This is a genomic window from Thalassotalea castellviae (assembly GCF_031846185.1).
GTDB lineage: Bacteria > Pseudomonadota > Gammaproteobacteria > Enterobacterales > Alteromonadaceae > Thalassotalea_H > Thalassotalea_H castellviae.
In genome coordinates, this window is sequence record NZ_JAVRIF010000006.1 from 44288 (window position 1) to 70362 (window position 26075).

22 protein-coding genes are annotated in these 26075 nt (G+C 37.9%); 21 read left to right on the forward strand and 1 reads right to left on the reverse strand.

Annotation, left to right across the window (positions count from 1 at the left end):
* Nucleotides 1–27 precede the first annotated feature (27 nt).
* From rsmG to RM573_RS11830, 15 genes are all read left to right on the forward strand, one after another.
* Nucleotides 28–651 carry a 16S rRNA (guanine(527)-N(7))-methyltransferase RsmG gene (gene rsmG, locus RM573_RS11760; protein WP_311582010.1) on the forward strand — a complete coding sequence of 208 codons (624 nt, stop codon included), beginning with the start codon at nt 28–30 and terminating at the stop codon, nt 649–651.
* A 24-nt stretch (nt 652–675) separates the two neighbouring features.
* On the forward strand, nt 676–1440 hold the full coding sequence (locus RM573_RS11765; RefSeq protein WP_311582013.1) for a ParA family protein: 765 nt from the start codon (nt 676–678) through the stop codon (nt 1438–1440).
* A 52-nt stretch (nt 1441–1492) separates the two neighbouring features.
* The gene (locus RM573_RS11770; RefSeq protein WP_311582016.1) at nt 1493–2395 is read left to right on the forward strand and encodes a ParB/RepB/Spo0J family partition protein; all 903 of its coding nucleotides are present in this window, start codon (nt 1493–1495) and stop codon (nt 2393–2395) included.
* A 176-nt stretch (nt 2396–2571) separates the two neighbouring features.
* Nucleotides 2572–2964: an ATP synthase subunit I gene (locus RM573_RS11775; protein ID WP_311582020.1), complete on the forward strand. Its 393-nt coding sequence runs from the start codon at nt 2572–2574 to the stop codon at nt 2962–2964.
* 33 nt (nt 2965–2997) lie between these two features.
* On the forward strand, nt 2998–3765 hold the full coding sequence (gene atpB / locus RM573_RS11780; RefSeq protein ID WP_311582024.1) for a F0F1 ATP synthase subunit A: 768 nt from the start codon (nt 2998–3000) through the stop codon (nt 3763–3765).
* A gap of 41 nt (nt 3766–3806) precedes the next feature.
* Nucleotides 3807–4028, forward strand: coding sequence for a F0F1 ATP synthase subunit C (atpE, locus tag RM573_RS11785; protein ID WP_076417406.1), 222 nt, complete (start codon nt 3807–3809; stop codon nt 4026–4028).
* 45 nt (nt 4029–4073) lie between these two features.
* Entirely contained in the window at nt 4074–4544 is a 471-nt protein-coding gene (atpF, locus tag RM573_RS11790; RefSeq protein ID WP_303453371.1) for a F0F1 ATP synthase subunit B, read from the forward strand.
* Between the two features lie 15 nt (nt 4545–4559).
* Nucleotides 4560–5093 carry a F0F1 ATP synthase subunit delta gene (gene atpH / locus RM573_RS11795; RefSeq protein ID WP_303453373.1) on the forward strand — a complete coding sequence of 178 codons (534 nt, stop codon included), beginning with the start codon at nt 4560–4562 and terminating at the stop codon, nt 5091–5093.
* A gap of 13 nt (nt 5094–5106) precedes the next feature.
* The gene (atpA, locus tag RM573_RS11800; protein WP_311582033.1) at nt 5107–6648 is read left to right on the forward strand and encodes a F0F1 ATP synthase subunit alpha; all 1542 of its coding nucleotides are present in this window, start codon (nt 5107–5109) and stop codon (nt 6646–6648) included.
* 28 nt (nt 6649–6676) lie between these two features.
* Nucleotides 6677–7537, forward strand: coding sequence for a F0F1 ATP synthase subunit gamma (gene atpG, locus RM573_RS11805; RefSeq protein ID WP_311582037.1), 861 nt, complete (start codon nt 6677–6679; stop codon nt 7535–7537).
* 44 nt (nt 7538–7581) lie between these two features.
* Nucleotides 7582–8967, forward strand: coding sequence for a F0F1 ATP synthase subunit beta (gene atpD, locus RM573_RS11810; RefSeq protein ID WP_311582040.1), 1386 nt, complete (start codon nt 7582–7584; stop codon nt 8965–8967).
* A 56-nt stretch (nt 8968–9023) separates the two neighbouring features.
* Complete coding sequence (locus RM573_RS11815) at nt 9024–9443, forward strand: F0F1 ATP synthase subunit epsilon (protein ID WP_311582043.1); 420 nt, start codon at nt 9024–9026, stop codon at nt 9441–9443.
* Nucleotides 9444–9662: 219 nt separating this feature from the next.
* Complete coding sequence (locus RM573_RS11820; RefSeq protein ID WP_311582046.1) at nt 9663–11243, forward strand: alkaline phosphatase; 1581 nt, start codon at nt 9663–9665, stop codon at nt 11241–11243.
* 33 nt (nt 11244–11276) lie between these two features.
* A complete protein-coding gene (locus RM573_RS11825; protein WP_311582049.1) occupies nt 11277–13178 on the forward strand; it encodes an alkaline phosphatase family protein in 1902 nt (633 codons plus the stop codon).
* A gap of 56 nt (nt 13179–13234) precedes the next feature.
* Nucleotides 13235–13969, forward strand: coding sequence for a hypothetical protein (locus RM573_RS11830; protein WP_311582052.1), 735 nt, complete (start codon nt 13235–13237; stop codon nt 13967–13969).
* A gap of 226 nt (nt 13970–14195) precedes the next feature.
* Here RM573_RS11830 and RM573_RS11835 read toward each other — a convergent pair whose 3' ends face one another.
* Entirely contained in the window at nt 14196–16922 is a 2727-nt protein-coding gene (locus RM573_RS11835) for a collagenase (protein WP_311582055.1), read from the reverse strand.
* 271 nt (nt 16923–17193) lie between these two features.
* On the opposite strand from RM573_RS11835, the gene glmU reads away from it, so the two are divergent.
* From glmU to RM573_RS11865, 6 genes are all read left to right on the forward strand, one after another.
* The gene (glmU, locus tag RM573_RS11840; protein ID WP_311582059.1) at nt 17194–18564 is read left to right on the forward strand and encodes a bifunctional UDP-N-acetylglucosamine diphosphorylase/glucosamine-1-phosphate N-acetyltransferase GlmU; all 1371 of its coding nucleotides are present in this window, start codon (nt 17194–17196) and stop codon (nt 18562–18564) included.
* A 161-nt stretch (nt 18565–18725) separates the two neighbouring features.
* Nucleotides 18726–19487 carry a DeoR/GlpR family DNA-binding transcription regulator gene (locus RM573_RS11845; protein ID WP_311582062.1) on the forward strand — a complete coding sequence of 254 codons (762 nt, stop codon included), beginning with the start codon at nt 18726–18728 and terminating at the stop codon, nt 19485–19487.
* Nucleotides 19488–19506: 19 nt separating this feature from the next.
* Nucleotides 19507–21339, forward strand: coding sequence for a glutamine--fructose-6-phosphate transaminase (isomerizing) (gene glmS / locus RM573_RS11850; RefSeq protein ID WP_311582065.1), 1833 nt, complete (start codon nt 19507–19509; stop codon nt 21337–21339).
* Between the two features lie 141 nt (nt 21340–21480).
* Complete coding sequence (locus RM573_RS11855) at nt 21481–22338, forward strand: TnsA endonuclease N-terminal domain-containing protein (protein WP_311582068.1); 858 nt, start codon at nt 21481–21483, stop codon at nt 22336–22338.
* Complete coding sequence (locus RM573_RS11860) at nt 22331–24424, forward strand: TnsB C-terminal domain-containing protein (RefSeq protein ID WP_311582071.1); 2094 nt, start codon at nt 22331–22333, stop codon at nt 24422–24424. The genes RM573_RS11855 and RM573_RS11860 overlap by 8 nt, the downstream gene beginning before the upstream one ends.
* A complete protein-coding gene (locus RM573_RS11865) occupies nt 24414–26075 on the forward strand; it encodes an ATP-binding protein (RefSeq protein ID WP_311582074.1) in 1662 nt (553 codons plus the stop codon). The genes RM573_RS11860 and RM573_RS11865 overlap by 11 nt, the downstream gene beginning before the upstream one ends.

Consider the following 26075-nt stretch of genomic DNA (forward strand, 5'->3'; position numbering starts at 1 on the left):
TGTAAATAATGGATAAATATTAAAAATATGTCGTTGATATCAGAGTTAGAATCCTTAATAAAAAAATCAGATATTAAGGTTAATGAAACACAAATATCTCAACTAATTCAATATGTTGAATTATTAGTGAAATGGAATAAAGCTTATAATTTAACTTCTGTACGTGATCCGCATGAAATGTTGGTTAAACATATTATGGACAGTTTAGCTGTAGGAGAAGTACTTGAAGGAAATCATTTTATTGATGTGGGAACAGGACCTGGTTTGCCTGGTATTCCTTTAGCTATTTTATTTCCAGAGCGATCATTTGTTTTACTTGATAGCTTAGGAAAACGTATTACTTTTTTAAGACAAGTTGTTTTTCAATTAAAACTTGCTAATGTAACTCCTTTACTTTCTCGAGTTGAAAAATATCAACCTGAAATTCCTTTTGATGGTGTATTAAGTCGAGCATTTGCCTCACTTGAAGATATGATTAATTGGTGTAAACATCTTATTGACCAAAATGGCCGTTTTTATGCGCTAAAAGGTCAATATCCAAAAGATGAATTAACTCAATTACCAAATGATGTATCATTGATAAAAAGTCATGAAATTACAGTGCCAAATCTTGTCGGTGAAAGGCACGTAATAGAGCTTAAGAAAAACTAATAACAACAATTGTTCGAGGTTCTAGTGGGAAAAATTATTGCAGTTGCTAATCAAAAAGGTGGTGTTGGCAAAACCACAACAGCAGTAAACCTAGCAGCTTCTTTAGCAGCAACAAAACGTAAGGTCTTATTAATAGATCTTGACCCCCAAGGTAATGCAACCATGGGCAGTGGTATTGATAAATATGAAGTTCCTGCTACTTGTTATGAATTATTAGTTGAAGAACTTCCTTTTGAGCAAGTCGTTTGTAAAAATACTGAAGGCGTATATGATTTAATCGCAGCCAATGCGGATGTTACTGCGGCTGAAATTAAGTTAATGGAAGTTTATGCTCGTGAACAACGCTTAAAAAATGCTTTAGCGCCGATCAAAAAAGATTATGATTATATTATTATCGACTGCCCTCCTTCATTAAACATGTTAACAGTGAATGCCATGACTGCAGCTGATTCTGTGTTAGTACCGATGCAATGTGAATATTATGCATTAGAAGGGTTAACGGCATTAATGGACACAATTGCGCAGTTAACTTCAGTGGTCAATGGTGAATTACATATTGAAGGTATTTTACGAACTATGTATGACCCACGTAATCGATTAGCCAATGATGTTTCAGAACAATTAAAGCGACACTTTGGTGATAAAGTTTACCGCACTGTTATCCCAAGAAATGTCAGATTAGCTGAAGCGCCAAGTTTTGGTGCCCCAGTAATGTATTATGATAAATCGTCAACTGGTGCAAAAGCTTATTTAGCCCTAGCAGGCGAGATACTGCGTAAAGCAGATTAAATATTTACCCTAAAAATTAAAATAATTACACTGTAAATCAGCAAGGAAAATTATGAGCCCTTCTAAACGTAGAGGTCTTGGTAGAGGTTTAGATGCATTATTAACAAATGCACCTAAAAAAGAAGAAAGCTCTGATCAAGAGTTATCGTCTAAAGCTGAAGAGATCACGCCGCCTCAAAGTGAATTACAAAAACTTCCCATTGAGCAATTACAACCGGGTAAGTATCAACCCCGTAAAGATATGTCGGCTGATGCGTTAGATGAATTATCTAATTCAATAAAATCTCAAGGTATTATTCAACCTATTGTTGTTCGTCCTATTGGTGAAAACAGTTTTGAAATTATTGCTGGTGAACGTCGTTGGCGAGCTGCCCAATTAGCTGAGATTGATCTCGTACCATGTTTAATTAAAGATGTACCAGATGAAGCTGCAGTTGCCATCGCATTAATTGAAAATATTCAACGTGAAGATCTCAATGCAATGGAAGAAGCTATTGCATTACAACGATTATTAACTGAATTTGAATTAACGCATCAAGAAGTCGCTGAAGCTGTCGGGAAATCTCGTACTACCGTTACTAATTTACTGCGTTTAAATAACTTAAATGATGAAGTAAAAACATTACTTGAACATGGCGATATTGAAATGGGTCATGCGCGAGCTTTATTAGCATTACAAAATGATGAGCAAACAACCACTGCCCGTGCTGTAGTGGCAAAAGAGTTAACTGTCCGTGAAACGGAAGCGTTAATTAAAAAGATACAAGAGCCAGCAAAAATTAAAGAAGAAAAAGTAAAAGATCCAAATACAAAATCGTTAGAGCAAAACTTATCTGAAAAGCTGGGTTCACAAGTGACTATTTCACATAATACTAAAGGAAAAGGTAAGCTTGTTATATCGTATACAAACTTAGATGAATTGGATGGTATTGTTGCTCGGTTTGGTTCTTTTTAACTATTCATCACATCAATAATTAAAATTACACAATAATCGCACATAAAGAGGGCAAGCAGCGCCCTCTTTTGTTGCATTAGTATTCTAATTAAGTATACTTGCGTCGGCTTTTCAAAGTAAAAGTATTTACTTTAAAAGCCTATAAATAATACGAAAAGCTTCGTTTGGAGAATCTCGTGAGTTCCACACAAAATAATGAACTTACTAAGGTTGGAAAACGTTTCGCCTTTAAACAGATAATCGCTATGTTGATGGCGGTTTTAATTTTAGCTTTCGTGGTTTATTTTAACTGGGGAATTGAGCATGCAAAGTCAGTTTTAGCTGGCGGCGCAGTAACGATAATTCCTCATATATTTTTTGCTCTGAAAGCCTTTAGATATGCCGGAGCAAGATCGTCAGAAAAAGTGATGGAATCTTTTTATAGTGGCGAAAAAATGAAAATAGTATTAACGGCCCTTTTGTTTGCGCTAGCCTTTAAATTTTTAGCGATACTGCCGGTACCATTTTTCACCAGTTTTTGTTTAGTTGTGGCCATGCCATTACTAACACCGTTTTTTATTAAACATTAGAATTTTTAAACTTTAATCATTAGGAACCTTAATATGTCTGCTGCTGAAGTAACCAGCCAAGAATATATTAAACATCATTTGCAGAATCTTACTGTAGGAGAAGGCTTTTGGGCCCTCCACATAGATACGCTAGGATGGTCAATATTTTTAGGCTTGGTCTTTTTAACCATTTTCCGTTCTGTTGCCAAAAAAGCGGAAACTGGCGTACCAGGAAAACTGCAATGTGCTGTTGAAATGATCGTCGAGTTTGTTGACGATAGCGTTAAAAGTACTTTCCATGGGCATAACCCTGTTATCGCACCATTAGCATTAACCATTTTTGTTTGGGTTTTACTAATGAATGCTATGGATTGGGTACCCGTTGATTTAATGCCGCGTATTTTTGAGTTGTTTGGTGTTCATTATATGAAAGCTGTGCCAACAACCGATCCAAATATGACTTTTGCTCTAGCATTGGGTGTATTTGCTCTTATTATTTACTATTCAATTAAAGTGAAAGGTATTGGCGGATTCATAAAAGAATTAACGACTCAACCTTTTGGTCACTGGTCTTTATACCCAGTGAACTTTATTCTTGAAATGGTTACCTTATTAGCTCGTCCATTATCACTTGCGTTACGTTTATTCGGTAACTTATATGCGGGTGAGTTGATATTTTTACTGATTGCGACAATTGGTTTATTCCAATTGCCAGTACATTTTTTATGGGCAGCTTTCCACTTGCTGGTTATCCCATTACAAGCGTTTATTTTCATGATGCTAACGATTCTATATTTGAGTCTAGCTCACGAAGATCACTAATTTTTAACTTTATAACTTTACTTAAATAATCGGAGATAAATATGTTATATATCGCTGTTGCTTTATTAATCGGTCTAGGTGCTCTTGGTACTGCGATTGGTTTTGGTTTACTTGGTGGCAAATTCCTAGAGTCTGCTGCACGTCAACCTGAATTAGCACCTCAACTTCAAGTGAAAATGTTCATCGTAGCGGGTCTTATCGATGCTATCGCGATGATCGGTGTTGCTATCGGCTTATACCTATTATTCGCAGTTGGTGCTTAATTTTAAGTTGTTTTTTAACCGCGAATTTGAATAGGAGATACATAAATGAATCTTAATATGACCTTAGTTGGTGAATTAATCGCATTTATCGTATTCGTAATTTTTTGTATGAAGTATGTATGGCCACCAATTATTGGTGCCATCGAAGCTCGTCAAGCAACTATTGCTGATGGACTTGCTGCTTCGGACCGTGCTGCAAAAGATCTTGAGCTTGCTCAAGAGAAAGCTACTGCACAACTAAAAGAAGCCAAAGCGCAAGCTGCTGAAATTATTGAAGCTGCTAAAAAGCGTGAAACGCAATTAGTTGAAGAAGCTGCTGAAAAAGCACAAGCTGAGAAAGAAAAAATCTTAGCTGCTGGTCATGCAGAAATAGAGACTGAACGTAACCAAGCGAAAGAAGAATTACGCCAACAAGTGGCGGTTCTTGCGGTAGCTGGTGCTGAGAAAATTCTCGAGCGTTCAATTGATGCCGCTGCACATAGCGACATTTTAGATAAACTTGTAGCTGAACTTTAAGAGGGAATAGAGCTTATGTCTGAATTGACAACCGTCGCTCGTCCCTATGCTAAAGCAGCGTTCGATTTTGCTGTAGAAGCAAAAGCAATAGATGCATGGCATGAAATGCTAACATTTGCTGCTGAAGTTTCTAAAGATGCCACTATTACAGAATATATTTCTGGTGGTGCATCGGTTGAACAAGCCACAGACCTTTTCTTAAAAGTTTGTGACGTTCAATTAGACAGCAACGGCCAAAACTTAATAAAAGTGATGGCTGAAAATCAACGTTTGTTGGTGCTACCACAGGTATTAACTCAATTTAGTGAATTAAAAGCTGAATTTGAAAAAGAAATATCTGTCGATGTTACCTCTGCTGTGAAACTAAAAGTAGCGCAACAGAAAGTAATTAGCGCCGCGCTTGAAAAGCGTTTGGCAAGAAAAGTAAAGCTCAATTGTAGTGTTGATAAAAACGTAGTTTCTGGCTTAGTAATTAAAGCTGGTGACATGGTGATAGATGGTTCAGTTAGAGGTAAATTGAACCGCTTAGCAACAACAATACAATCTTAACGGGGAACAGAGCATGCAACTGAATTCCACTGAAATCGCTGAACTGATCAAGAATCGTATTGAACAGTTTGACGTAGTTAGTGAAGCTCGTAACGAAGGTACTATCGTTTCTGTAACAGATGGTATTATTCGTATCCATGGTCTTGCTGATGTAATGCAAGGCGAAATGATCGAACTTCCTGGCAACCGCTTCGCAATAGCGCTTAACCTTGACCGTGATTCGGTAGGTGCGGTAGTTATGGGTCCTTACGCGGACCTTGCTGAAGGCGTAAAAGTTAAAGGTACTGGCCGTATTTTGGAAGTACCAGTAGGACGCGGCTTATTAGGTCGTGTAGTTAACACTTTAGGTGAACCAATTGATGGCAAAGGCCCAATTGACAACGATGGCTTCGCGCCAGTTGAAGTTGTAGCACCAGGTGTTATCGATCGTAAATCGGTTGATGAGCCAGTTCAAACTGGTATTAAATCAATTGATGCAATGATTCCAATCGGTCGTGGTCAACGTGAACTTATCATCGGTGACCGTCAAATTGGTAAATCAGCGATCGCATTAGATGCCATTATTAACCAGAAAAACACTGGTATTAAGTGTGTATACGTAGCAATCGGACAAAAAGCTTCTACTGTGGCGAACTTAGTTCGTTCATTAGAAGAGCACGGCGCGTTAGAGAATACTATCGTTGTTGTTGCATCTGCTTCTGAAGCTGCTGCATTACAGTACTTATCAGCATACTCTGGTTGTACTATGGGTGAATACTTCCGTGACCGCGGTGAAGATGCATTAATTGTATATGATGATTTGTCAAAGCAAGCTGTTGCTTACCGTCAAATTTCATTACTTTTACGTCGTCCACCAGGTCGTGAAGCATACCCAGGTGACGTATTCTATCTTCACTCACGCTTATTAGAACGTGCTGCTCGTGTAAACGAAGCATACGTTGAACGTTTCACAAATGGTGAAGTTAAAGGCAAAACAGGTTCTTTAACAGCATTACCAATTATTGAAACGCAAGCGGGTGATGTATCAGCATTCGTACCAACAAACGTTATCTCAATTACCGATGGTCAGATTTTCTTAGAATCTAACTTGTTTAACTCAGGTATTCGTCCTGCTGTTAACGCTGGTATTTCTGTATCTCGTGTTGGTGGTGCTGCTCAAACGAAAATCATCAAGAAACTTGGTGGTGGTATTCGTTTAGCATTAGCACAATATGCTGAGCTAGCAGCCTTTGCTCAATTTGCATCTGACTTAGATGACGCGACTCGTGCTCAATTAGAGCATGGTCAACGTGTAACTGAGTTAATGAAGCAAAAGCAATACAGCCCATTGTCCATTGCTGAAACAGCAGTATCATTATTTGCCGCAGAAAAAGGCTATTTAAATGATGTTGAAATTAACAAAGTTGTTGATTTTGAAGAAGCATTACGTTCTTACGTAAACAATGAGCACGCTGAGTTGATGGCTACTATCAACGAAAAAGGCGACTATAACAAAGATATCGAGTCTGGATTAGCGAAAGCAATTGAAGCTTTCAAAGCTACTCAAACTTGGTAATTAGTTAACCTTTTCGCGGAGAATAGTCATGGCTGGTGGTAAAGAGATTAAATCAAAGATCGGAAGTGTACAAAATACACAGAAGATCACCAGCGCGATGGAAATGGTTGCAGCTAGTAAAATGCGCAGAGCGCAGGATAGCATGGCTGCTTCTCGTCCATACGCTGAAAATATGCGAAATGTGATCGGTCACATCGCGCTTGGTAATTTAGAATTCCGTCATCCTTATATGGAAGAACGTGAAGCTAAGCGCGTAGGCTATATCGTTGTCTCAACAGACCGAGGTTTGTGTGGTGGTTTAAATATTAATTTATTTAAACAAGTACTTGCTGATGCTGGTAAACAGCAGGAAGCAGGCGCCGAAGTTGAATTTGCTGTAGTTGGTTCTAAAGCTACTGCCTTTTTCAATAATATGGGCGCTAAAGTTGTCTCACAAATTTCTGGATTAGGTGATAACCCTTCACTTACTGACTTAGTTGGTAGTGTGAAGGTAATGTTAAACGCCTATGACAATGGTGAGATAGACAGATTGTTCATTGTGTATAACAAGTTTGTTAATACGATGACGCAACAGCCGACAATCGATCAACTTTTACCTTTGCCTAAGTCAGATGATGACGCAATTAAGCATCGCTGGGATTATTTATACGAACCAGATGCTCAAGCATTGCTTGAACAACTACTAGTTCGTTATACAGAATCTCAAGTATATCAAGGTGTAGTTGAAAATCTCGCATGTGAACAAGCTGCTCGTATGGTTGCAATGAAAGCTGCAACCGATAACGCGGGTGACTTAATTGATGATTTACAATTGGTATATAACAAAGCACGTCAAGCAAGCATTACTCAAGAATTGAGTGAGATTTGTGCCGGCGCTGCAGCGGTATAAGCAAAGGTTCTTAATTTTAAGAGCACAAGATTAGAGGATTAAACATGAGTACAGGTAAAGTCGTCCAAATCATTGGCGCAGTTGTGGATGTAGAATTCCCACAAGATGCTGTACCTCAGGTATATGACGCATTAAATGTAACTGAAGGTGACCTTTCAGGCTTAGTACTAGAAGTACAACAGCAATTAGGTGGTGGCGTTGTACGTGCTATCGCTATGGGTTCATCAGACGGTTTGCGTCGTGGTCTGACAGTAGTAAACACAGGTGATAACATCCAAGTTCCAGTAGGTACTGCAACTTTGGGTCGCATCATGAACGTATTGGGTGAGCCTATCGATGAAGCTGGCCCAATCGGCGAAGAAGAAAAATGGTCAATTCACCGTGAAGCGCCAGCATATGCTGAGCAAGCGATGTCTAATGAACTATTAGAAACAGGTATCAAAGTAATCGACTTAGTATGTCCATTTGCTAAAGGTGGTAAAGTTGGTTTATTCGGTGGTGCTGGTGTTGGTAAAACCGTAAACATGATGGAACTTATTCGTAACATCGCGATCGAGCATAGCGGCTACTCAGTATTTGCTGGTGTAGGTGAGCGTACTCGTGAAGGTAACGATTTCTACCATGAAATGAACGATTCTAACGTACTTGATAAAGTATCGTTAGTTTACGGCCAAATGAACGAGCCTCCAGGAAACCGTCTTCGTGTTGCGATGACTGGTTTGACTATGGCTGAAAAATTCCGTGACGAAGGTCGTGATGTATTATTTTTCGTAGATAACATCTACCGTTATACACTTGCTGGTACGGAAGTATCTGCATTGTTAGGTCGTATGCCATCAGCGGTTGGTTATCAACCAACACTTGCTGAAGAAATGGGTGTTCTTCAAGAGCGTATTACGTCAACGAAGAAAGGTTCAATCACTTCAATTCAAGCGGTATACGTACCAGCGGATGATTTGACCGATCCATCTCCAGCAACAACCTTTGCTCACTTAGATGCAACTGTTGTACTTTCTCGTGATATCGCATCGCAAGGTATTTACCCTGCAATCGACCCACTTGATTCTACTTCGCGTCAATTAGACCCGTTAGTAGTTGGTGCTGAGCATTATGAAACGGCTCGTGGTGTTCAATCAACATTACAACGTTACAAAGAACTTAAAGACATTATCGCCATCTTAGGTATGGATGAGTTGTCTGAAGAAGATAAGCAAACTGTATCTCGCGCACGTAAGATCCAACGTTTCTTATCTCAACCGTTCTTCGTTGCTGAAGTATTCACAGGTTCTCCAGGTAAGTATGTATCACTTAAAGACACAATTGCTGGCTTTAAAGGTATTCTTGCGGGTGAATTTGATGACTTACCTGAGCAAGCTTTCTACATGGTTGGTTCTATTGAAGAAGCAGCTGAAAAAGCTAAAAACATGTAATGTAGGTTGGTGATTCTTTCGTTTTTACGATTTAATCACCTATTTAGGAGGTCAACATGGCAATACTTTCTGTCAATCTGAATGTGGTAAGTGCCGAAGAGAGTTTATTCTCGGGTGCTATCGAATCATTACAGATCACAGGTAGCGAGGGTGAACTAGGTATTATGCCTGGTCATGCACCTTTGCTGACCTCACTAAAACCTGGAATGGCGAGAATCGTTAAAAAAGGTGGTGACGAAGAAGTTATCTATCTTTCTGGCGGCATGCTTGAAGTTCAACCTAATCACGTGACAGTACTAGCTGATATTGCTGTACGTGGCGATGACTTAGATGAACAAGCAGCAATTGAAGCGAAAGAACGTGCTGAGCAGCATTTGAATGATCAAGGTAATGATATTGATTATGCAGAAGCAGCCTCTGAATTAGCACGTGCTGTTGCGCAATTACGTGTAATTCAAGCAACGAGCAAAAAATAACACCATTCTAATACTTACTTAAGTTTTAGTGATTTGAAAAACGACTTTTTACTTCGGTGAAAGTCGTTTTTTTGTGTTTGAAACAATGAAATATCCTGTCTTAATTCCATCATATAAACGTCAAATGAAAGTAACTTTAATGTAACTCAAGCTTAATAGTTATTGTTTACTTTAGTTCAGTTTTCTTAATAAATAAAAATGAACTTGGAGCAAACATAGATGATTAAACAAGGACTATCACTGGTTTTGGCCAGTTTGATATCGTCTGGTGCGTTAGCCCAAACGGTACCTGCAACGCAAACTTCTAATACTTGGTTTAAACAAGGCCAAGAAAAACTGTTAGAAAAACTACAACAAGAAAGAGCAATAAAAGCAAAAAATGTCATTCTGTTTGTGGGTGACGGCATGGGAGTTTCAACGTTAACTGCAGCAAGAATATTAGCAGGACAGTTAAATGGTGATATGGGTGAAGAAGGCTATTTAAGCTTTGAAGAGTTTCCGTATTCTGCATTAGTGAAAACCTATAACGTTGATGCTCAAACCCCTGATTCTGCTGGCACAATGACAGCGATGATGTCTGGCCTAAAAAGTGACGCAGGTGTTCTAGGTGTTAATGAAGAAGTAGTTCGTGGCAGTTGTTCATCTACAAAAGGAAATGAAGTTGTTACAGCTGTTGAGTTAGCTGAAATAAAAGGTATTTCAACAGGCATTATTTCTACTGCAAGAATAACCCATGCCACGCCAGCAGCAGCTTATGCAAAATCGGCGGATCGTAACTGGGAAGATATTTCTGATATGGCGATCGCGGAAAATCCAGAACGCGCTGATTGTGAAGATATTGCTTCTCAACTTATTAACTTTGAAACAAATTTAGAAAAACGCTTTTTAGGTGTTGATGTTGATGGTATTGAAGTGGTGATGGGCGGTGGTCGCCGTCATTTCTTACCAAAAGATGCAGCATTTAATAGTACTGATGCGGTAAGTGCAGTTGAGGGTGATCGAACTGACAGCCGAAACTTAGTAACTGAGTGGCAAGAAAAATATCCTCAGGGTAGCTACGTTATGGATAAAGCCGGTTTTGAAGCGATAAATGCTGATTCAACAACACAAATCTTTGGCTTATTCAATGAATCACACATGCAATATGAAGCGGATCGTGAAAACGATATTGCCGGTGAACCAAGCTTAGCCGAAATGACAGCTAAAGCGATTAATGTGCTTGATAATAACGAAAAAGGTTTCTTCTTAACGATTGAATCAGGCCGAATTGATCATGCGCATCATGCAGGTAATGCCAGCAATGCTTTAACCGATACTATCGAATTGGCAAAAGCTGTAAAAGCAGCGGTAGATGCCACAAATGATGAAGAAACATTAATCATAGTCACCGCTGATCATAGTCATGTATTTACCATTGCAGGCTATCCTAAACGTGGTAACCCAATTTTAGGGAAAGTTGTCGGTGTTGGCTCAGAAGAGCCATCACTCGCAAAAGATGGCATGCCATACACTACAGTGGGCTATGCGAACGGTTTAGGCTATCGAGACTTAGGTAATGAGAGCAATGCCGATGCGAGTTATAGCGAAGCAGCCATGGCTGGCCGTATGGATTTATCTTCAGTAGACACCACTGTTACCGGTTTTCATCAAGAATCAACCGTTCCATTAGGTTCAGAAACGCATGCCGGTGAAGATATTTCTGTCCACGCTATGGGACCAAGTGCACATCTTATACAAGGTACGGTAGAGCAAAGTGTCATCTTCCATCTTATCAATCGCGCACTAGGTTTAGTTGACTAAATGTCATCACGTTGAAATCAAGGATATAACATTATGAATAAATTTATTATTACAGCAATCACCGCTTCATTAACATTAGCGTTAAGTGCTTGTGGTGATGGTGATAACGGAAAAAATGGCGTAAACGGTGCTAATGGTAGCAATGGCGTAGATGGATTAACGAGTTTAATTAAACAAACAGAATTACCGGTAGGTGATGAAAATTGTTTAAACAGTGGCGTTAGAATTGATTCTGGTATTGATGCGAATAGTGATGGTGTTTTAGAAGAAAGCGAATTTAGTGAAAGCCAATTTGTTTGTGCACCTACGATTAATGAAGTCGGTTCAGCAGATATTGCAACGAACAGTTATAACTCGTGGTTTGTTGCTGGTGCTTCTGAAATAGCAACCGCTGAAGCTATTTGGCAAGAGGTAACCGAGCAGGTAAATGCGACTGCCCCAGCTACTAAGGTAGCTTTTGCAAAAACAACAGCTGATATTGAAAGCCTGAGAGGTACGGCAAAGAACGTGATACTTTTTGTCGGCGATGGTATGGGAGTTTCAACGGTAACGGCTGCACGTATTTTAGACGGTCAAAGTAAAGGATTAATGGGTGAAGAGAATCAATTAAGCTTTGATAAATTTCCATTTTCGGGATTTGCAAAAACTTATAATGTTGATGCTCAAACGCCAGATTCAGCCGGTACAATGACTGCTATGATGTCAGGTATAAAAACAGATGTTGGTGTTATCGGTGTCGATGAAGATATTGCTTATGGCGATTGCTCTACTGTCGCAGGTAATGAAATGATAACTGTATTAGAATTAGCCGAAATAGCCGGTAAATCGACAGGTATTATTTCAACGGCACGTATAACTCATGCGACGCCTGCTGCGACTTTTGCAAAATCAGCCAATCGAAATTGGGAAGATGTTTCAGATATGCCGCAATCTGCTATTGATGGTGGCTGTGAAGATATCGCATCTCAATTAGTGAACTTTGAAGCCAATTTAGAAGCCCGTTATACCGGCACTAATGTTAATGGCATTGAAGTAGTGATGGGTGGTGGTCGCCGTCACTTTTTACCTAAAGATGCTGCATTTAACAGTGCAGATGCAGTAAGTGGTGTAGAGGGAGATCGAACGGATGGTCGAGACTTAATTACCGAGTGGAAAACTGCATATCCGAATGGTTCGTATATTTGGAATGAAGACAGCTTTAATGCTATTGATCCTGCAACAACCGAACGTATTTTTGGCTTGTTTAATGAATCACATATGCAATATGAAGCGGATCGTGAAAATGATATTGCTGGTGAACCAAGTTTGGCGGAAATGACAGCTAAAGCAATTGGAGTACTTGAAAACAATGAAAAAGGGTTCTTTTTAACTGTTGAATCAGGTCGTATAGATCATGCTCATCATGCAGGTAATGCTTACAATGCGTTAAATGATGCGATTGAATTTTCAAAAGCAGTACAAGTTGCTGTAGATGCCACAGATGATGAAGATACATTAATCATAGTGACGGCCGATCATAGTCATGTATTTACCATTGCTGGTTACCCTAAACGTGGGAACCCGATTTTGGGCAAAGTTGTTGGTATTGGCTCAGAAGAGCCTTCGTTAGCAAGTGATGGCATGCCTTACACCACATTAGGCTATACCAACGGATTAGGATATAGAGACTTAGGTGATGAAACCAATGCTGACGCTTCGTACATGGAAGCAGCAGTAACTGGTCGTGTTGATTTAACAAATGTTGAAACACAAACCCCAGGTTTTCATCAAGAAGCACTAGTGCCTTTATCATCTGAAACACATGCTGGTGAAGATGTAGCTGTGTATGCGATGGGTCCTGGAGCACACTTAGTGACAGGTACGAATGAGCAAAGTTTAATATTTCATATCATGGACTTTGCAGCAGACCTAAGTAACGAAAATTCGATGAATTAATATTGTAATATCAATATATAGGGGAACATTGTTCCCCTATTTTTATGGGAAAACTAATGAAAAATTTGGTAATTGTTTTTTGTTTTATCGCTAGTCAGTTAATAAGTTTTAAAAGCTATGCAAGTGAGTCTTGTCCAAAAAAAGTTGAGCAATTAGGGGCTATTTACACAATTGAAACTTCAGGGTTAAACTCTGAAACTACAAAAATAAAAAGTAACTTTGAGTTATGGCGAAAAGGTCAAGATGTTTTACATATCAACCAATTGAAACAAACTACGAATCAATGGCATACCTTAAAAAATAACAGTGTCCGTAAAGTAAGCTATTTTGATCACTACCAAAAAGGTATTGAGTTTGAACCTGTTGCTTCAAATAAACATCACTGGCAGTCGAAATTTCAATTAGTGACAGAAGCTCAATTGGCTAACATGACCTTAATATCAACCAAAGGTCAGGATTGTAGCCGAATTGAATATTATAAATTTGAAAGCAAAGAGCAAACGATAGAACTTTGGTGGCAGCCGGAGTTGCAACTTGCACAAAAAGTTATTACTAACGAAAAAGAAACGATAACCGTTTGGCAATTAAATAAAACGATATTTTCAACAGACAAGATAGAAAGCGTCTTTAAAAGAACAGAGCATTATAAAATGACGGATTATGCCGATATTGGCGATAATGAATCGGATCCCTTTTTAAGGAAAATGATACGTTTGGGCTTTATTGACCACGCTGGTAGTGGTTTTTATGATGCGCAAGGTAATCAATTAGCTAACGATCATCACCATTAATTGGTATTTCTGTCAGCGAGCTCTGAGGAGCTATAGTTATTTTAATGAGTACGATCTGTTGCATAATTACATGTAAGATAAGTGACAAGCAAAATATACAATCCTTCTAATGCGTACTTATTAAGGTTTAGTGATTTAAAAAACGACTTTTATATAGTTAAAAGTCGTTCTTAATTTTTAAACACAATATGCAATACACAGTGGCTATTGTTGACAATAAGCTAAGTTATTTATTACGCGCCTTTAACTGACTTTGACTATGCATACGATAATGTTTTGAGTCTTCTGCGTAGTGTTTAGCTGAATATATTAAACGTTTGGCTCTGCTATTTAGTGATTGAGCAAGATTTTGTAACCAAGCTTTATAAGAAGCTTCTAGAGAATACATAGTCGTAGTTTTCTCTCGATAACAGTCTATATCGCCAGAAATTAGGCATTGTTTAAATCCTTGATGTAATTCTTGGTGATTTTCAACTAAAAATCGATGCAGTGTGTAACTCCAGATATAAATCAAATCACTACTTGAATTGTAATTTACCGTACTAATCTCTTCGATAGTAGGCCATTTATCTTCCGGAGTAGAGGTAAGAACATAGTTACCTCGAGGAAATTCATCTACCCAAGCTATATATTCAGCTAGGCCCTCTGACCACCAGGTAGTTTCATCGAGAGATAAGTGACCAAACTCACCATATTTGACATAGCGACCATCTAGATAATGCGTGAACTCATGTTCCCAGTTCCATACCCACCACGCATCCTCTTCGCCTTGTTGATAAACAAATAATCGCGCAATATTATCTTCTTGAGAAGGAGTACCCTCGAGATAGAACCCACCGTTATCTGTTGGAATTTGATAAAGAGAATAACCATATGCCCCATAATCTTGCGAGGAGTTGAATATACTGGCGTATACAGCATCATTAAAGTCATCTTCTACTGAAACGTAATTTGTTGCCAGTACCTGATGAAATGTATCGGAAGTAGTTATTAATGATTGGCATAGGCTATCTTGCTGATCTATCGTTAAATCGTCAAAACGCAGCTCAGCAAAATCATTACAACTTGTTACCTTTGGAAGTATTTCTTGTTCCGAAACTATATAGCAAATATCTTGGTATTCATTCCCACAAAGATTGATAGCTAAATCTGGGTTATGATAACCAACAGCATCCGATAAATAATAACCGTAGAAAGCAATTTGTATATTTTTGCTATCTTCTGCACTGGCATGTTCAATGACTGCTCTGGTAAGTGAAACCATGCTTTGCTCTAACATGGTTTGCCATTCTGCATCGTCATCGAGCCAAAACTCATATCCTAATGAATATATATTGTATAAAAGGTAGTAGTCGCCATTGATGGGCACTAGGTTACTTTGGGAGAAATTAGTCAGTGCTGTTAAAAGTGATTCGTTATAGTAACGTGCTACGAAGTCTCTATTTTCACTGAACTTAAAGGCATAGGCAGTACGATCTATTAGATCGAAAACATTGTAAATTCCAGTTTGTAAATTGTAAGTATCACCTTGACCATCAAATCTGCTATATAAGTTGATTAGGGCTAAGTTGATGTCAAAAAACTTTGTAAGTAGCTCATGTTTATGGTCAAACCTACTCAGTGAATAAACGGTATCGGTATAACCTGTGTGGATTTTGGTTGCTGATTCTGATAAACCATAAAAACCAGACATTTGAGTCAACCTCAGGCCAGCGGTATTAAGGTTATTTAATTGGCTATCGGTTAATTTTTCACTGCCAAAGTAATAGATATGAGCTCGAATGTAATAGGTTAAGTTATATAACCTTTCGTCGGTGATATTATCTCTAAGTGCCAAAGCGTCTAATGCTTTGATGGCATTATTAAACTTTTCTTCGTTATGTACAAAGTCTGAAGAGAAAGGGTCTTGACCACTAAATATATCATTAAGTAATTCAGGGAAATCGGAGTCTGATTGCCAGCTGGGTGCTAACGGTTCGGTTAGGTTGCCGTTATATACAATAGCATGATCGGCAAATTTGAATTCATATTTGATTAAGTGAGTATTACCAAGGCTATCGATTATTGAAACGATAACTCTATCATCACTGACATTTAATTCTTCAATGCTGGTTGTGTTGGGTTGATAAGTAAATTGTTGGTTAGTGTAACTAAAAGAGCCAAATCTAGGCTCAGCTAATACAACAATATTATCTGAAAATACTTCATCTGTGTTTAATTCTGCTGCCGGTAAGATAAAAACACCTGACATTGCATCTTGTGAATTTCCGAACAGCTGATAACTAAAACGGGAAATTTCAGAACTGTTTGGTAAAAGGTTGATAACAACATCACTAGGCTCAGACCAAACTAACCCATCAAATACTTTATAAGTGAAGTGTGTTTTAAGTTCGGTTGTTTGTCTTGGGGCAATATAAACAAATTCACCCGTAGTATTATTAAACGTAAGAGAGCCAATTAAAACATCGTCAATTAATTCGAAACTTAACGTATCGCCATCAATATCCGTACCGATTAAATTACCAACGTAAACGTTATCTAAGGAAATATTTATCTGAGACTGCTCAGCAAGTGGTGCGATATTATCGGGTGCCAATAAAGTGATCTCGACAGAAGCTGATTGTTCAAGCGTACTATCTGCAACCACGTTAAATGTAAATTTTGTTTGGTCTTTGCTTTCAAATTTATTGACCGAAAATGTGAACTCTCCTGTAGAAGATAATTCGAATTCACCAATATTTGGCGCTGAAACTAATTCGAAGCTAATTGGTAAGTTGTTGTTGTGTTTTGCAGTCAGTTTTCCGGAAAACGTTGTCCCTTTTTTTATTTCAATATAACTGTCTTGAATGGTAATGGTATTAGATTGTGAAACTTTTGTTTGTTTGGTCTTGTTGCTGTCACCACCACCACAACCGGCTAGTAGCATTAATAATACTATTAAATATATTTTCATTATTGTTATTTAGTTAATTGACTCGGGAGGATGTTACAAAATGGTGAATTAATTACAATCTAAAAACATAAATATTTTAGTTAGTTACAATCATTTTTGTAAACTTTTGTGTTTTTTACCCTAACAATATATGACATTACTCATCAAAGAATATTAATCTATACATTATATTTTATTCAGATACGGTAAATAGAAAGCTAGTATTAGTTTTTATTGGAAAATCGTTAGAATAACGCGTTAGAATAACCAAAAAACAATAAACGGAATAATTATGTCATTGTCAGTTGTCATTCTTGCTGCGGGTAAAGGCACCCGTATGCGTTCATCTTTACCAAAAGTACTTCACCCAATAGCAGACAAACCTATGGTTAGTCATGTTATAGATGCCGCACGTAAATTAAATGCTGAAAACATTTATCTTGTTTATGGTTTTGGTGGCGAAATACTAAAAGCGACGATTAATGAAAAAAGTGCTGGCGATGATTTAACGTTTGTTGAGCAAAAAGAGCAATTAGGTACAGGCCATGCCGTAGCCGTTACAGCATCATACTTGAAGGATGATGAAGACGTGCTGGTTTTGTACGGTGATGTACCGTTAACTAAAGTTACAACATTAGAAAGTTTGATCGATGTCAAACCGGAAAATGGTATGGGGTTATTAAGTGTTAACCTCAATAACCCAACTGGTTACGGAAGGATCATTCGAGAAAATAATGCTGTGGTTGGCATTATTGAACAAAAAGATGCTAATGAAGAACAGCTAAAAATTAATGAATGTAACACCGGAATACTGCTCGCTAATGGTGGAGACCTGAAGCGATGGTTAAGTCAATTATCAAATGATAATGCTCAAGGAGAATATTATTTAACTGATGTTATTGCCGCGTGTCATAGCGAAGGAAAAACAATAGCAACAGCACACCCTGAAACAGAAATTGAAGTTGAAGGAGCAAATAACCGAGTACAACTTGCGGCATTAGAGCGGGCATATCAATTACGCAAAGCTGAAGCTTTAATGATAGCAGGAGCGAGTCTTCGAGATCCCAATAGAATAGATGTTCGCGGCACTATGATGGTTGGACAAGAAGTTCAAATAGACGTTAATTGTATCTTTGAAGGGGAAGTTGTAATCGCCCATGGTGCAAAAATTGGCGCTAACTGTATATTGAAAGACTGCTCCATTGGTGAAAATACCGAAATAAAACCCAATACTATCATCGAAGGTGCTGTGATTGGTGATCATTGTTCTGCGGGGCCATTTGCTCGGATACGACCTGATAGTGTGATGAATGAGAACTCCCATATTGGTAATTTTGTTGAAATGAAAAAAACAACTTTAGGGAGTGGTAGTAAGTCAGGTCATTTAACCTATTTAGGTAATACTACCGTCGGTAATAACGTAAATATCGGTGCGGGAACAATCACCTGTAATTATGATGGCGTAAATAAGTCGCAAACCACAATTGATGATAATGCTTTTATTGGCTCTAATAGTTCACTTGTTGCGCCTGTATTTATAGGTTCTGGAGCTACCGTTGGTGCGGGATCTGTTATTGCTAAGGATGTAGAAGCCGAAGAATTAGCCGTGGCTCGTGGTAAGCAACGTAATATTTCGGGTTGGAAAAAACCGGAAAAAAAATAACTACCCTCTGTTAAATAGGGCATTAAATCATCATTAATGCCCTTAAATAGCCAAATAATTTGTAACTAGGCTATAAATCCAAATTCTGATTGTTTTTTATCACAACTTTTGCTTAAATAGATAAGTTTTAAAACGAAACTTAATTGAGTAAATCGAAAGTTATGACAAAAAGAAATACTAAGCAACGTCGCCATATTATCATTACCGAATTAAACAGTTTGGGTGAAGTTAGCGTTGATCAACTTTCTAAGAAATTTGATACCTCAGAAGTTACGATAAGAAAAGACTTAGCTGCCCTTGAAAATAGTGGCTTATTGCTTCGCCGTTATGGCGGTGCTGTTTCATTACCGAGTGAATTAATTGAGCCAAAGTGTGAAAAACTTTCAAAACGAAAGCTTAGTATCGCAAAAAAAGCAGCCACTCTCATCCGTGATCATAATAGAATTATTTTAGATAGCGGAAGTACAACATCCGCACTCGTGAATGAGTTGAGTAAGAAATCTGGCTTAGTAGTGATGACAAATTCACTATCGATAGCATCTGAAATTCAGGCTTTAGAAAATGAACCCACGCTATTGATGACTGGTGGTACATGGGACCCACTGTCAGAATCATTCCAAGGAAAAATCGCGGAAAGTGTTTTAAGATCTTATGATTTTGATCAGTTATTTATTGGTGCAGACGGCATTGATATTGAGCGTGGTACCACTACTTTTAATGAGTTATTAGGTTTAAGCCAAGTGATGGCGGAAGTTTCTCGAGAAGTGATTGTGATGATCGAATCTGAGAAAATTAATCGCAAAATACCTAATCTGGAAATACCTTGGCAGCAAGTGCACACGCTTATTACTGATGATGACTTATCTGAAGAAGTAAGAAATAAACTAATAAAACAAGGCATTAATTTAATTTGTGCTAAGTAAGATATAAAAGGAAATAAATATGTGTGGAATCGTCGGTGCAGTAGCACAACGTGATGTGGCAGATATATTAGTAGAGGGGCTTAAACGTCTAGAGTACCGAGGCTATGATTCAGCTGGTGTAGCTATTATTGATAATGATAAACAGTTACAGCGATCTCGTCGTTTAGGTAAAGTACAAGAACTTGCTGATGCATTAACTACACAACCGCTTAGTGGAGGAACGGGTATTGCGCATACACGTTGGGCAACGCATGGTGCACCAAGTGAAGTAAATGCTCACCCTCATATTTCAAGCGAGAATATTGCGGTAGTACACAATGGCATTATTGAGAACCATAAAGAACTCAAAGAAAAGCTACAAACGTTAGGTTATGTGTTTGTTTCTGAAACAGATACTGAGGTGATTGCACATCTTGTACATCATGAATTAAAGACCGCAGATTCACTCGTTCAAGCCGTGCAAAAAACAGCGCTTCAGCTTGATGGTGCATACGGTACCGTAGTCATGGATAGCCAAGATAAAGATCGACTTGTGGTCGCTCGTTCAGGGAGCCCATTAGTGATAGGTTACGGGGTTGGTGAAAACTTTATTGCCTCAGATATGTTGGCATTATTGCCTGTTACGCGTAAATTTTCTTTCTTAGAAGAAGGTGATGTAGCAGAAATTACCCGCTTTTCAGTTAATATTTATGATATCGATGGCAATGTTGTAGAGCGTGAAGCAAAAGAGCGTGAAGTCGCGCAAGACAGTGGTGACAAAGGTGAATATCGTCATTACATGCTTAAAGAAACCTATGAACAGCCAACTGCTATTCGAAATACCTTAGAAGGCCGTTTACTTGGTAACACGTTAGACATCAATACTTTTGGCGATGGTGCTGATACCATTTTTAAAGACATCGAACATGTGCAAATTATTGCATGTGGCACCAGTTACCACTCAGGCATGGTGGCACGTTATTGGTTAGAGTCGTTAGCCGGTGTGTCTTGTAATATCGAAATTGCTAGTGAATTTCGTTACCGTAAATCGCATGTGCCGAAAAATGCCATGATCGTTACTATCTCGCAATCGGGTGAAACCGCAGATACGTTAGCTGCATTGCGTTTAGCAAAAGAATTAGGTTATCGCGCTAGTTTAACTATTTGTAATGTAACGGGTTCATCATTAGTGCGTGAATCTGATTTAGCCTTTATGACCAAAGCCGGCGCTGAAATTGGCGTTGCTTCAACGAAAGCATTCACCACGCAACTTGTTGGCTTGTTGATGATGACATTAGCTATTGGCCAACATAATGGCATGAGTGAAAATATCCAACATGATATTGCACAATCACTGCTTACCTTGCCAAATAAATTGGATGAAGTGCTCGCGTTAGCCAGTTCTATTGAAGATTTAGCGGAAGATTTTGCTGATAAAAATCACGCTTTATTTTTAGGCCGTGGTGATCAATATCCTATCGCAATGGAAGGTGCGCTTAAGTTAAAAGAAATTTCATATATTCATGCTGAAGCATATGCTGCCGGTGAATTAAAGCATGGTCCTTTAGCGCTTATTGATGCTGAAATGCCAGTAATTGTCGTAGCACCGCAAAATGACCTCATTGAAAAACTAAAATCAAACGTTGAAGAAGTACGCGCACGTGGTGGTTTGATGTATGTCTTTGCCGATGCCGATGCAAAATTTGAAAGTGATGACACCATGAAAGTGATCAACGTGCCTCATTGCGATGATTTAATAGCGCCTATCGTTTATACATTGCCATTACAGTTGTTATCTTATTACGTGGCTATCATTAAAGGCACTGATGTTGACCAACCGCGTAATTTAGCCAAAAGTGTTACGGTTGAATAATTATTACTCTCCCACATTTTTGTCCTGTAATTTTACAATAAAGTACCATACTAACCAATAAAGTATCATACTTTACAAATTAGTTTCATACTATTAAGGTTTAGGCTATTCTGAATTCATCAGAATAGCCTGGACCTATAAATGAAAGACTTTCTTGTACCAGCCCCAAAAACAATCGTAGAACTTATTAAGCCTGCCATAATAAAACGTTTAACGGTGGAAAAACGTGGTCAAGGTGACGGTAAACATTATAAACCCTTTCTTACAGTCAGAGATGTGCCTAGCAAAGGCAGAGTTCATAGAAGACCGGCACTAACTCATGGCCGTATCGTGCATTTATTATCTGATTTAGAGCTTTCCACTTTTTTACTTTTCGATTGGAATCTTTCTGTCACCGATATTAAAGAGCAGTTTCCTCTCGATCCCGAAAAAACAGCCAAAATTTCAGAGCGCCTTGGAATTCCCCATCCTGCAGTAAGTGGTGTAACCCAAGTTATGACTACTGACTTACTTTTAGACACCCTGCAAAATAACAAAGTCGTTCAAGTAGCAATTTCAGTTAAATATAGTGACGAATTAGAAGATGTCCGAGTTATTGAAAAACAAGAATTAGAACGGCGCTACTGGGAAAGCTTGGGTATCCAGTGGTATCTTTTCACCGAGAATGAAGTTCCTTTCATACTTATTCAAAATATTAAGTGGCTCTTACCACACATGCATAGTTATGATTTAAATAAAGCAAGTCAGATCGATGTGTTTAATGCAGTAAATGAGGCAATACTTACCCATCCAAGCGATAAAATAGCTGTGGTAATGAAGTATCTAGATGATCAGTATAAAGTCGATGGTGGCACATATTTATCTTATCTAAGGCATCTATTAGCACAAAATGCTTTCACTTGGGATCTCATGAATATTAACCATAAATCTCTAAACTCATTAGATTTGAAAGCTTCAGATTTTTGGATCGATAAGGAGCATGAATATGTTCATGCCTAACGATGTACATCAAATAAACTCAAAGAGATTAAGAGTACTTTGGTCTAACCCTGAAGTAATATTTTATATTGATATAGATCGAGATAATGCATTGCCGGAATATGCTTCTAGAGACGAATTTGAACATCTGATGGCGAAAAATGAATTAGAAGTAATCGAAGATCCACATATTAATGTTTCAATGACCTTTCCTCAAAAAGGTTCAAAATCTGAGAGTATTCAAGATAGAGCTTGGAGTGCTATTCAGAATGCTGTTAATAACGTACCTGATATATATTTAAGAAAACAAAGAGGGGTATTACTAAACCAAGTAATACAAGAAAGTGGAGCCACAAAGCAAACAGTATATCGTTGGTTCCGACGGTATTGGCAATTAGGTATGTGTAAAAACACACTAAACGGCCAATACAATCGTTGTGGCGGCTTAGGTAAAAGCAGAAAAGTAGGGGAAAAGAAGCTTGGTGCTCCGCGTACGAGAACACCAGGAGATGGCGTTAATGTCGATGACAATATTAAAGCTATTTTTAGAGTAGCTATTGAAAAATGCTTATTAAATGAAAACCAGTATGAATTTGATTATGCTTACAACCAAGTATTAATAGCCTTTGGCGTTCCTTTGCCTTGTAAAGCAGAACATTTGCTTGAAGTACCTACTGCTCGCCAATTTCGTTATTTTTATAATAAAGAATACACTTCCCTTGAGATTACCAGAAAGAGAAAAGGTGAAATTAACTATCAAAAGGATTATAGACCGGTCCTGAGTTCTTCTACCACTGAAGTATCTGGACCTGGTAGTCGATACCAAATTGATGCCACAATCGCAGATGTATACCTTGTCTCAGCTGATGATAGGAATAAGGTAATAGGGAGGCCTACTATGTATTTTGTAGTTGATGTCTTTAGTCGAGCAATTGTTGGTATGTATATAGGGTTAGAAAATGCATCATGGGTAAGTGCTATGGAAGCATTGTCAAATACGGTACTTGATAAAGTTGAATATTGTAAACAATTCGATATAGAAATAACTGAGAATATGTGGCCTACGGTAGGCTTACCTGAGACTATTATTGGCGATCGAGGTGAAATTTTAGGTCGCCATATTGAGGTGTTGAGCAAAGCTTTTCATGTCGATATTGAAAATACCCCACCTTATAGAGCAGATTGGAAAGGCATTGTAGAGCGTTACTTCAAAACAGTACAAGTTAAAATGAAGCCATTTGTGGAAGGCTACGTTACCAAAGTAGCTATTGGTAAAAAAAAGCATGGGAAAGATTATCGTCAAGACAGTATTCATACTTTAAAAGAGTTTACTCAAATGATGATAAAAATAGTCCTTTTTTACAATAATGAACACACATTGAGTGAGTACGATCCAGATAAAGACCTACCTAATGATTTACCTTATAACCCACTTGATTTATGGGAATGGGGAATTCAATACCGTACTGGCCGTTTAAGAAGGCCTAATTCTGACATTGTAAAAGTAAATTTATTACCGCATACCGAAGCTACAGTAACAGAAAAAGGCTTAAAGCTTTTTAATTGCTATTACACTTGCAAAGAAGCTCTGGACTGGGGTTGGTTTGAGGGCAACTACAACGGCCCCAAAAAAGTAACTATCGCTTATGATTTATACTCGGCTAATGTGATTTACCTTAGGCTCAATGATAATTACTCTACTTTTATTACAGCTGCCTTAGCTCCTCGAAGTCGAGCATATCAAGACTTGACCATGTGGGAAGTTTGGCAACGTAATGATATTAATGCCGATGTGGCTGCTACTTCCAGTTTAAAATCAAGAGCTGGTTCTGTTAATTTAGTTAATGATTTAGAAACGATAGCTTCTCGTTCTAAAGCTTTTCAGCCTACTAATAAGCCATCAACAAAATCAGAAAAAGTGACCGGTATAAGAGAAAATAAACGTATAGAAAGACAGAATGAGCGAGCAAATAAGTATGGTAATCAGACCGATAATCTACAACCAGATAATGTAACTTCATTACATAATGAGAAAAAAGCAGCCAAAAGCTATAAATTACCTACCAGCCTTAAAAGCCTATTAAAGAGTGATAGCGATGACGAATAGTTCTGATCAAAGTTATTTCAAAACAGCAGAGTATATTGATCCTGGTTTACCCGAATATGCAGATAACCCGCTTATCGCAGCTTTGTCGCCAATAAACAGTGTTAATGATGTTGTTGAAATGTTGAATAAGAGACCTAAATTTGACGATAAAGAAATTAACTTAAAAGGGCATGTTAGGGTACATGCTATTAGTCGTTTAACTCGAGATTTTTTTGTCCCTCAAACCACGCATTTAGTACTTGAACAAAAATTCTCCCAACTTATACGTAAAAGTTATCTTGGGCGGAATCCAAAAACAGCTACATTCAAGCGTAAGTTAAATCAAATGAGGTCGATAATTCAAAATCAAGACTTAACCTCATATGTACATAGCGAAAGTAACTCTAATGCATCATCGATGGCTATTTCAGGTATATCAGGTGCAGGGAAATCTACAGCAACTAATAAGATTTTAAACAATTACGATAAGGTGATTTACCATCCTGAATATCAATTATTGCAAGTGCCATGGATAAAAATTGATTGTCCTTATGAAGGCTCGTTATCAGAGTTTTGCGAAAGTTTTTTTATTGCATTAGATAAAAGGTTAAATACTCGTTACAGAGATAAATATACTGCAGGTCGACCCACTATAGGCAAAATGATTGCGGACGTAGCTGACCTCTGTTTAATTCATGCTATTGGGTTAATTGTTGTCGATGAGTTCCAGCATATGAACCTCGCTAAAAGTGGTGGCGAGAAAAAAATGATAAATTTCTTAGTGACATTAGTTAATGTCGTTGAAGTTTCAATTGTATTAATCGGCACACCAACAGCGCTCCGTTTATTTTCAAATGAATTTAGACAAGCTCGCAGAGCATCAGGTGAAGGTAGTATTGTTTGGGATAAAATGGCATTTGATGAAAGCTGGGATGATTTTTTATTGGAATTGTTTCAGTATCAATGGCTGGAATCGCACACTGAACTTGATGAAGCTTTTACTCATATACTTTATGAATTATCACAAGGTATACCAGACATAGCAGTTAAACTTTTTTGTCTTGCTCAAGCTCGAGCTATTTTACTAGCCAAGTCACCAGATGAAGAATGTCTGACTACGGGGTTATTTAATGATGTATTTGAAGAAGAGTTTTCTATTGTAAAGCCCATGTTAGATGCTCTTAGAACAAATGATAAGAAAGCTTTAGAGGCCTGTAAAGATATTGTGATACCAAAGATTGAAAGTGGATTACTCAATGGCTTTGATCATTTAAAAGCAATGCCGTTGAAAATACCAAAAAGAATAGAGACAGGCGATTCGTTACAAAATGACGTAGTGAATAATGCCATTTCAACACTTATTTCAATGGGGGTAACTGAGGATATAGTACGTCCACTTGTACAAGATTGTATAGCATCGAATCCCGAAGTTTCACTTATCGACATCATTCATCAAGCAACATCTTCATTTACAACAACAAGTACAGCCAATATTAAAAAAGGGCCAAAGAAAATAAGTAAGAGTACATCAAATAAAGTTAAAGAGATGGATTGGGGGCAATTATCACAGTCTGACCTTCGTAAAGTATATTCATCAAAGTCAGGCACAATGTATGAAGCTTTAAAAGAAAATGGTCACATATACCCCATAAAGCAGTTTTTGGCAGGTTAA

What these genes read in the sequence shown, in the direction of transcription:
- RM573_RS11815 (WP_311582043.1), top strand. Translation starts at nt 9,024, where the DNA reads ATGGCAATACTTTCTGTCAATCTGAATGTGGTAAGTGCCGAAGAGAGT.
- atpE (WP_076417406.1), top strand. Translation starts at nt 3,807, where the DNA reads ATGTTATATATCGCTGTTGCTTTATTAATCGGTCTAGGTGCTCTTGGT.
- glmS (WP_311582065.1), top strand. Translation starts at nt 19,507, where the DNA reads ATGTGTGGAATCGTCGGTGCAGTAGCACAACGTGATGTGGCAGATATA.
- RM573_RS11825 (WP_311582049.1), top strand. Translation starts at nt 11,277, where the DNA reads ATGAATAAATTTATTATTACAGCAATCACCGCTTCATTAACATTAGCG.
- glmU (WP_311582059.1), top strand. Translation starts at nt 17,194, where the DNA reads ATGTCATTGTCAGTTGTCATTCTTGCTGCGGGTAAAGGCACCCGTATG.
- RM573_RS11830 (WP_311582052.1), top strand. Translation starts at nt 13,235, where the DNA reads ATGAAAAATTTGGTAATTGTTTTTTGTTTTATCGCTAGTCAGTTAATA.
- atpH (WP_303453373.1), top strand. Translation starts at nt 4,560, where the DNA reads ATGTCTGAATTGACAACCGTCGCTCGTCCCTATGCTAAAGCAGCGTTC.
- atpA (WP_311582033.1), top strand. Translation starts at nt 5,107, where the DNA reads ATGCAACTGAATTCCACTGAAATCGCTGAACTGATCAAGAATCGTATT.
- atpD (WP_311582040.1), top strand. Translation starts at nt 7,582, where the DNA reads ATGAGTACAGGTAAAGTCGTCCAAATCATTGGCGCAGTTGTGGATGTA.
- RM573_RS11835 (WP_311582055.1), bottom strand. Translation starts at nt 16,922, where the DNA reads ATGAAAATATATTTAATAGTATTATTAATGCTACTAGCCGGTTGTGGT.
- RM573_RS11770 (WP_311582016.1), top strand. Translation starts at nt 1,493, where the DNA reads ATGAGCCCTTCTAAACGTAGAGGTCTTGGTAGAGGTTTAGATGCATTA.
- RM573_RS11860 (WP_311582071.1), top strand. Translation starts at nt 22,331, where the DNA reads ATGCCTAACGATGTACATCAAATAAACTCAAAGAGATTAAGAGTACTT.
- atpB (WP_311582024.1), top strand. Translation starts at nt 2,998, where the DNA reads ATGTCTGCTGCTGAAGTAACCAGCCAAGAATATATTAAACATCATTTG.
- atpF (WP_303453371.1), top strand. Translation starts at nt 4,074, where the DNA reads ATGAATCTTAATATGACCTTAGTTGGTGAATTAATCGCATTTATCGTA.
- RM573_RS11855 (WP_311582068.1), top strand. Translation starts at nt 21,481, where the DNA reads ATGAAAGACTTTCTTGTACCAGCCCCAAAAACAATCGTAGAACTTATT.
- atpG (WP_311582037.1), top strand. Translation starts at nt 6,677, where the DNA reads ATGGCTGGTGGTAAAGAGATTAAATCAAAGATCGGAAGTGTACAAAAT.
- RM573_RS11865 (WP_311582074.1), top strand. Translation starts at nt 24,414, where the DNA reads ATGACGAATAGTTCTGATCAAAGTTATTTCAAAACAGCAGAGTATATT.
- rsmG (WP_311582010.1), top strand. Translation starts at nt 28, where the DNA reads ATGTCGTTGATATCAGAGTTAGAATCCTTAATAAAAAAATCAGATATT.
- RM573_RS11845 (WP_311582062.1), top strand. Translation starts at nt 18,726, where the DNA reads ATGACAAAAAGAAATACTAAGCAACGTCGCCATATTATCATTACCGAA.
- RM573_RS11820 (WP_311582046.1), top strand. Translation starts at nt 9,663, where the DNA reads ATGATTAAACAAGGACTATCACTGGTTTTGGCCAGTTTGATATCGTCT.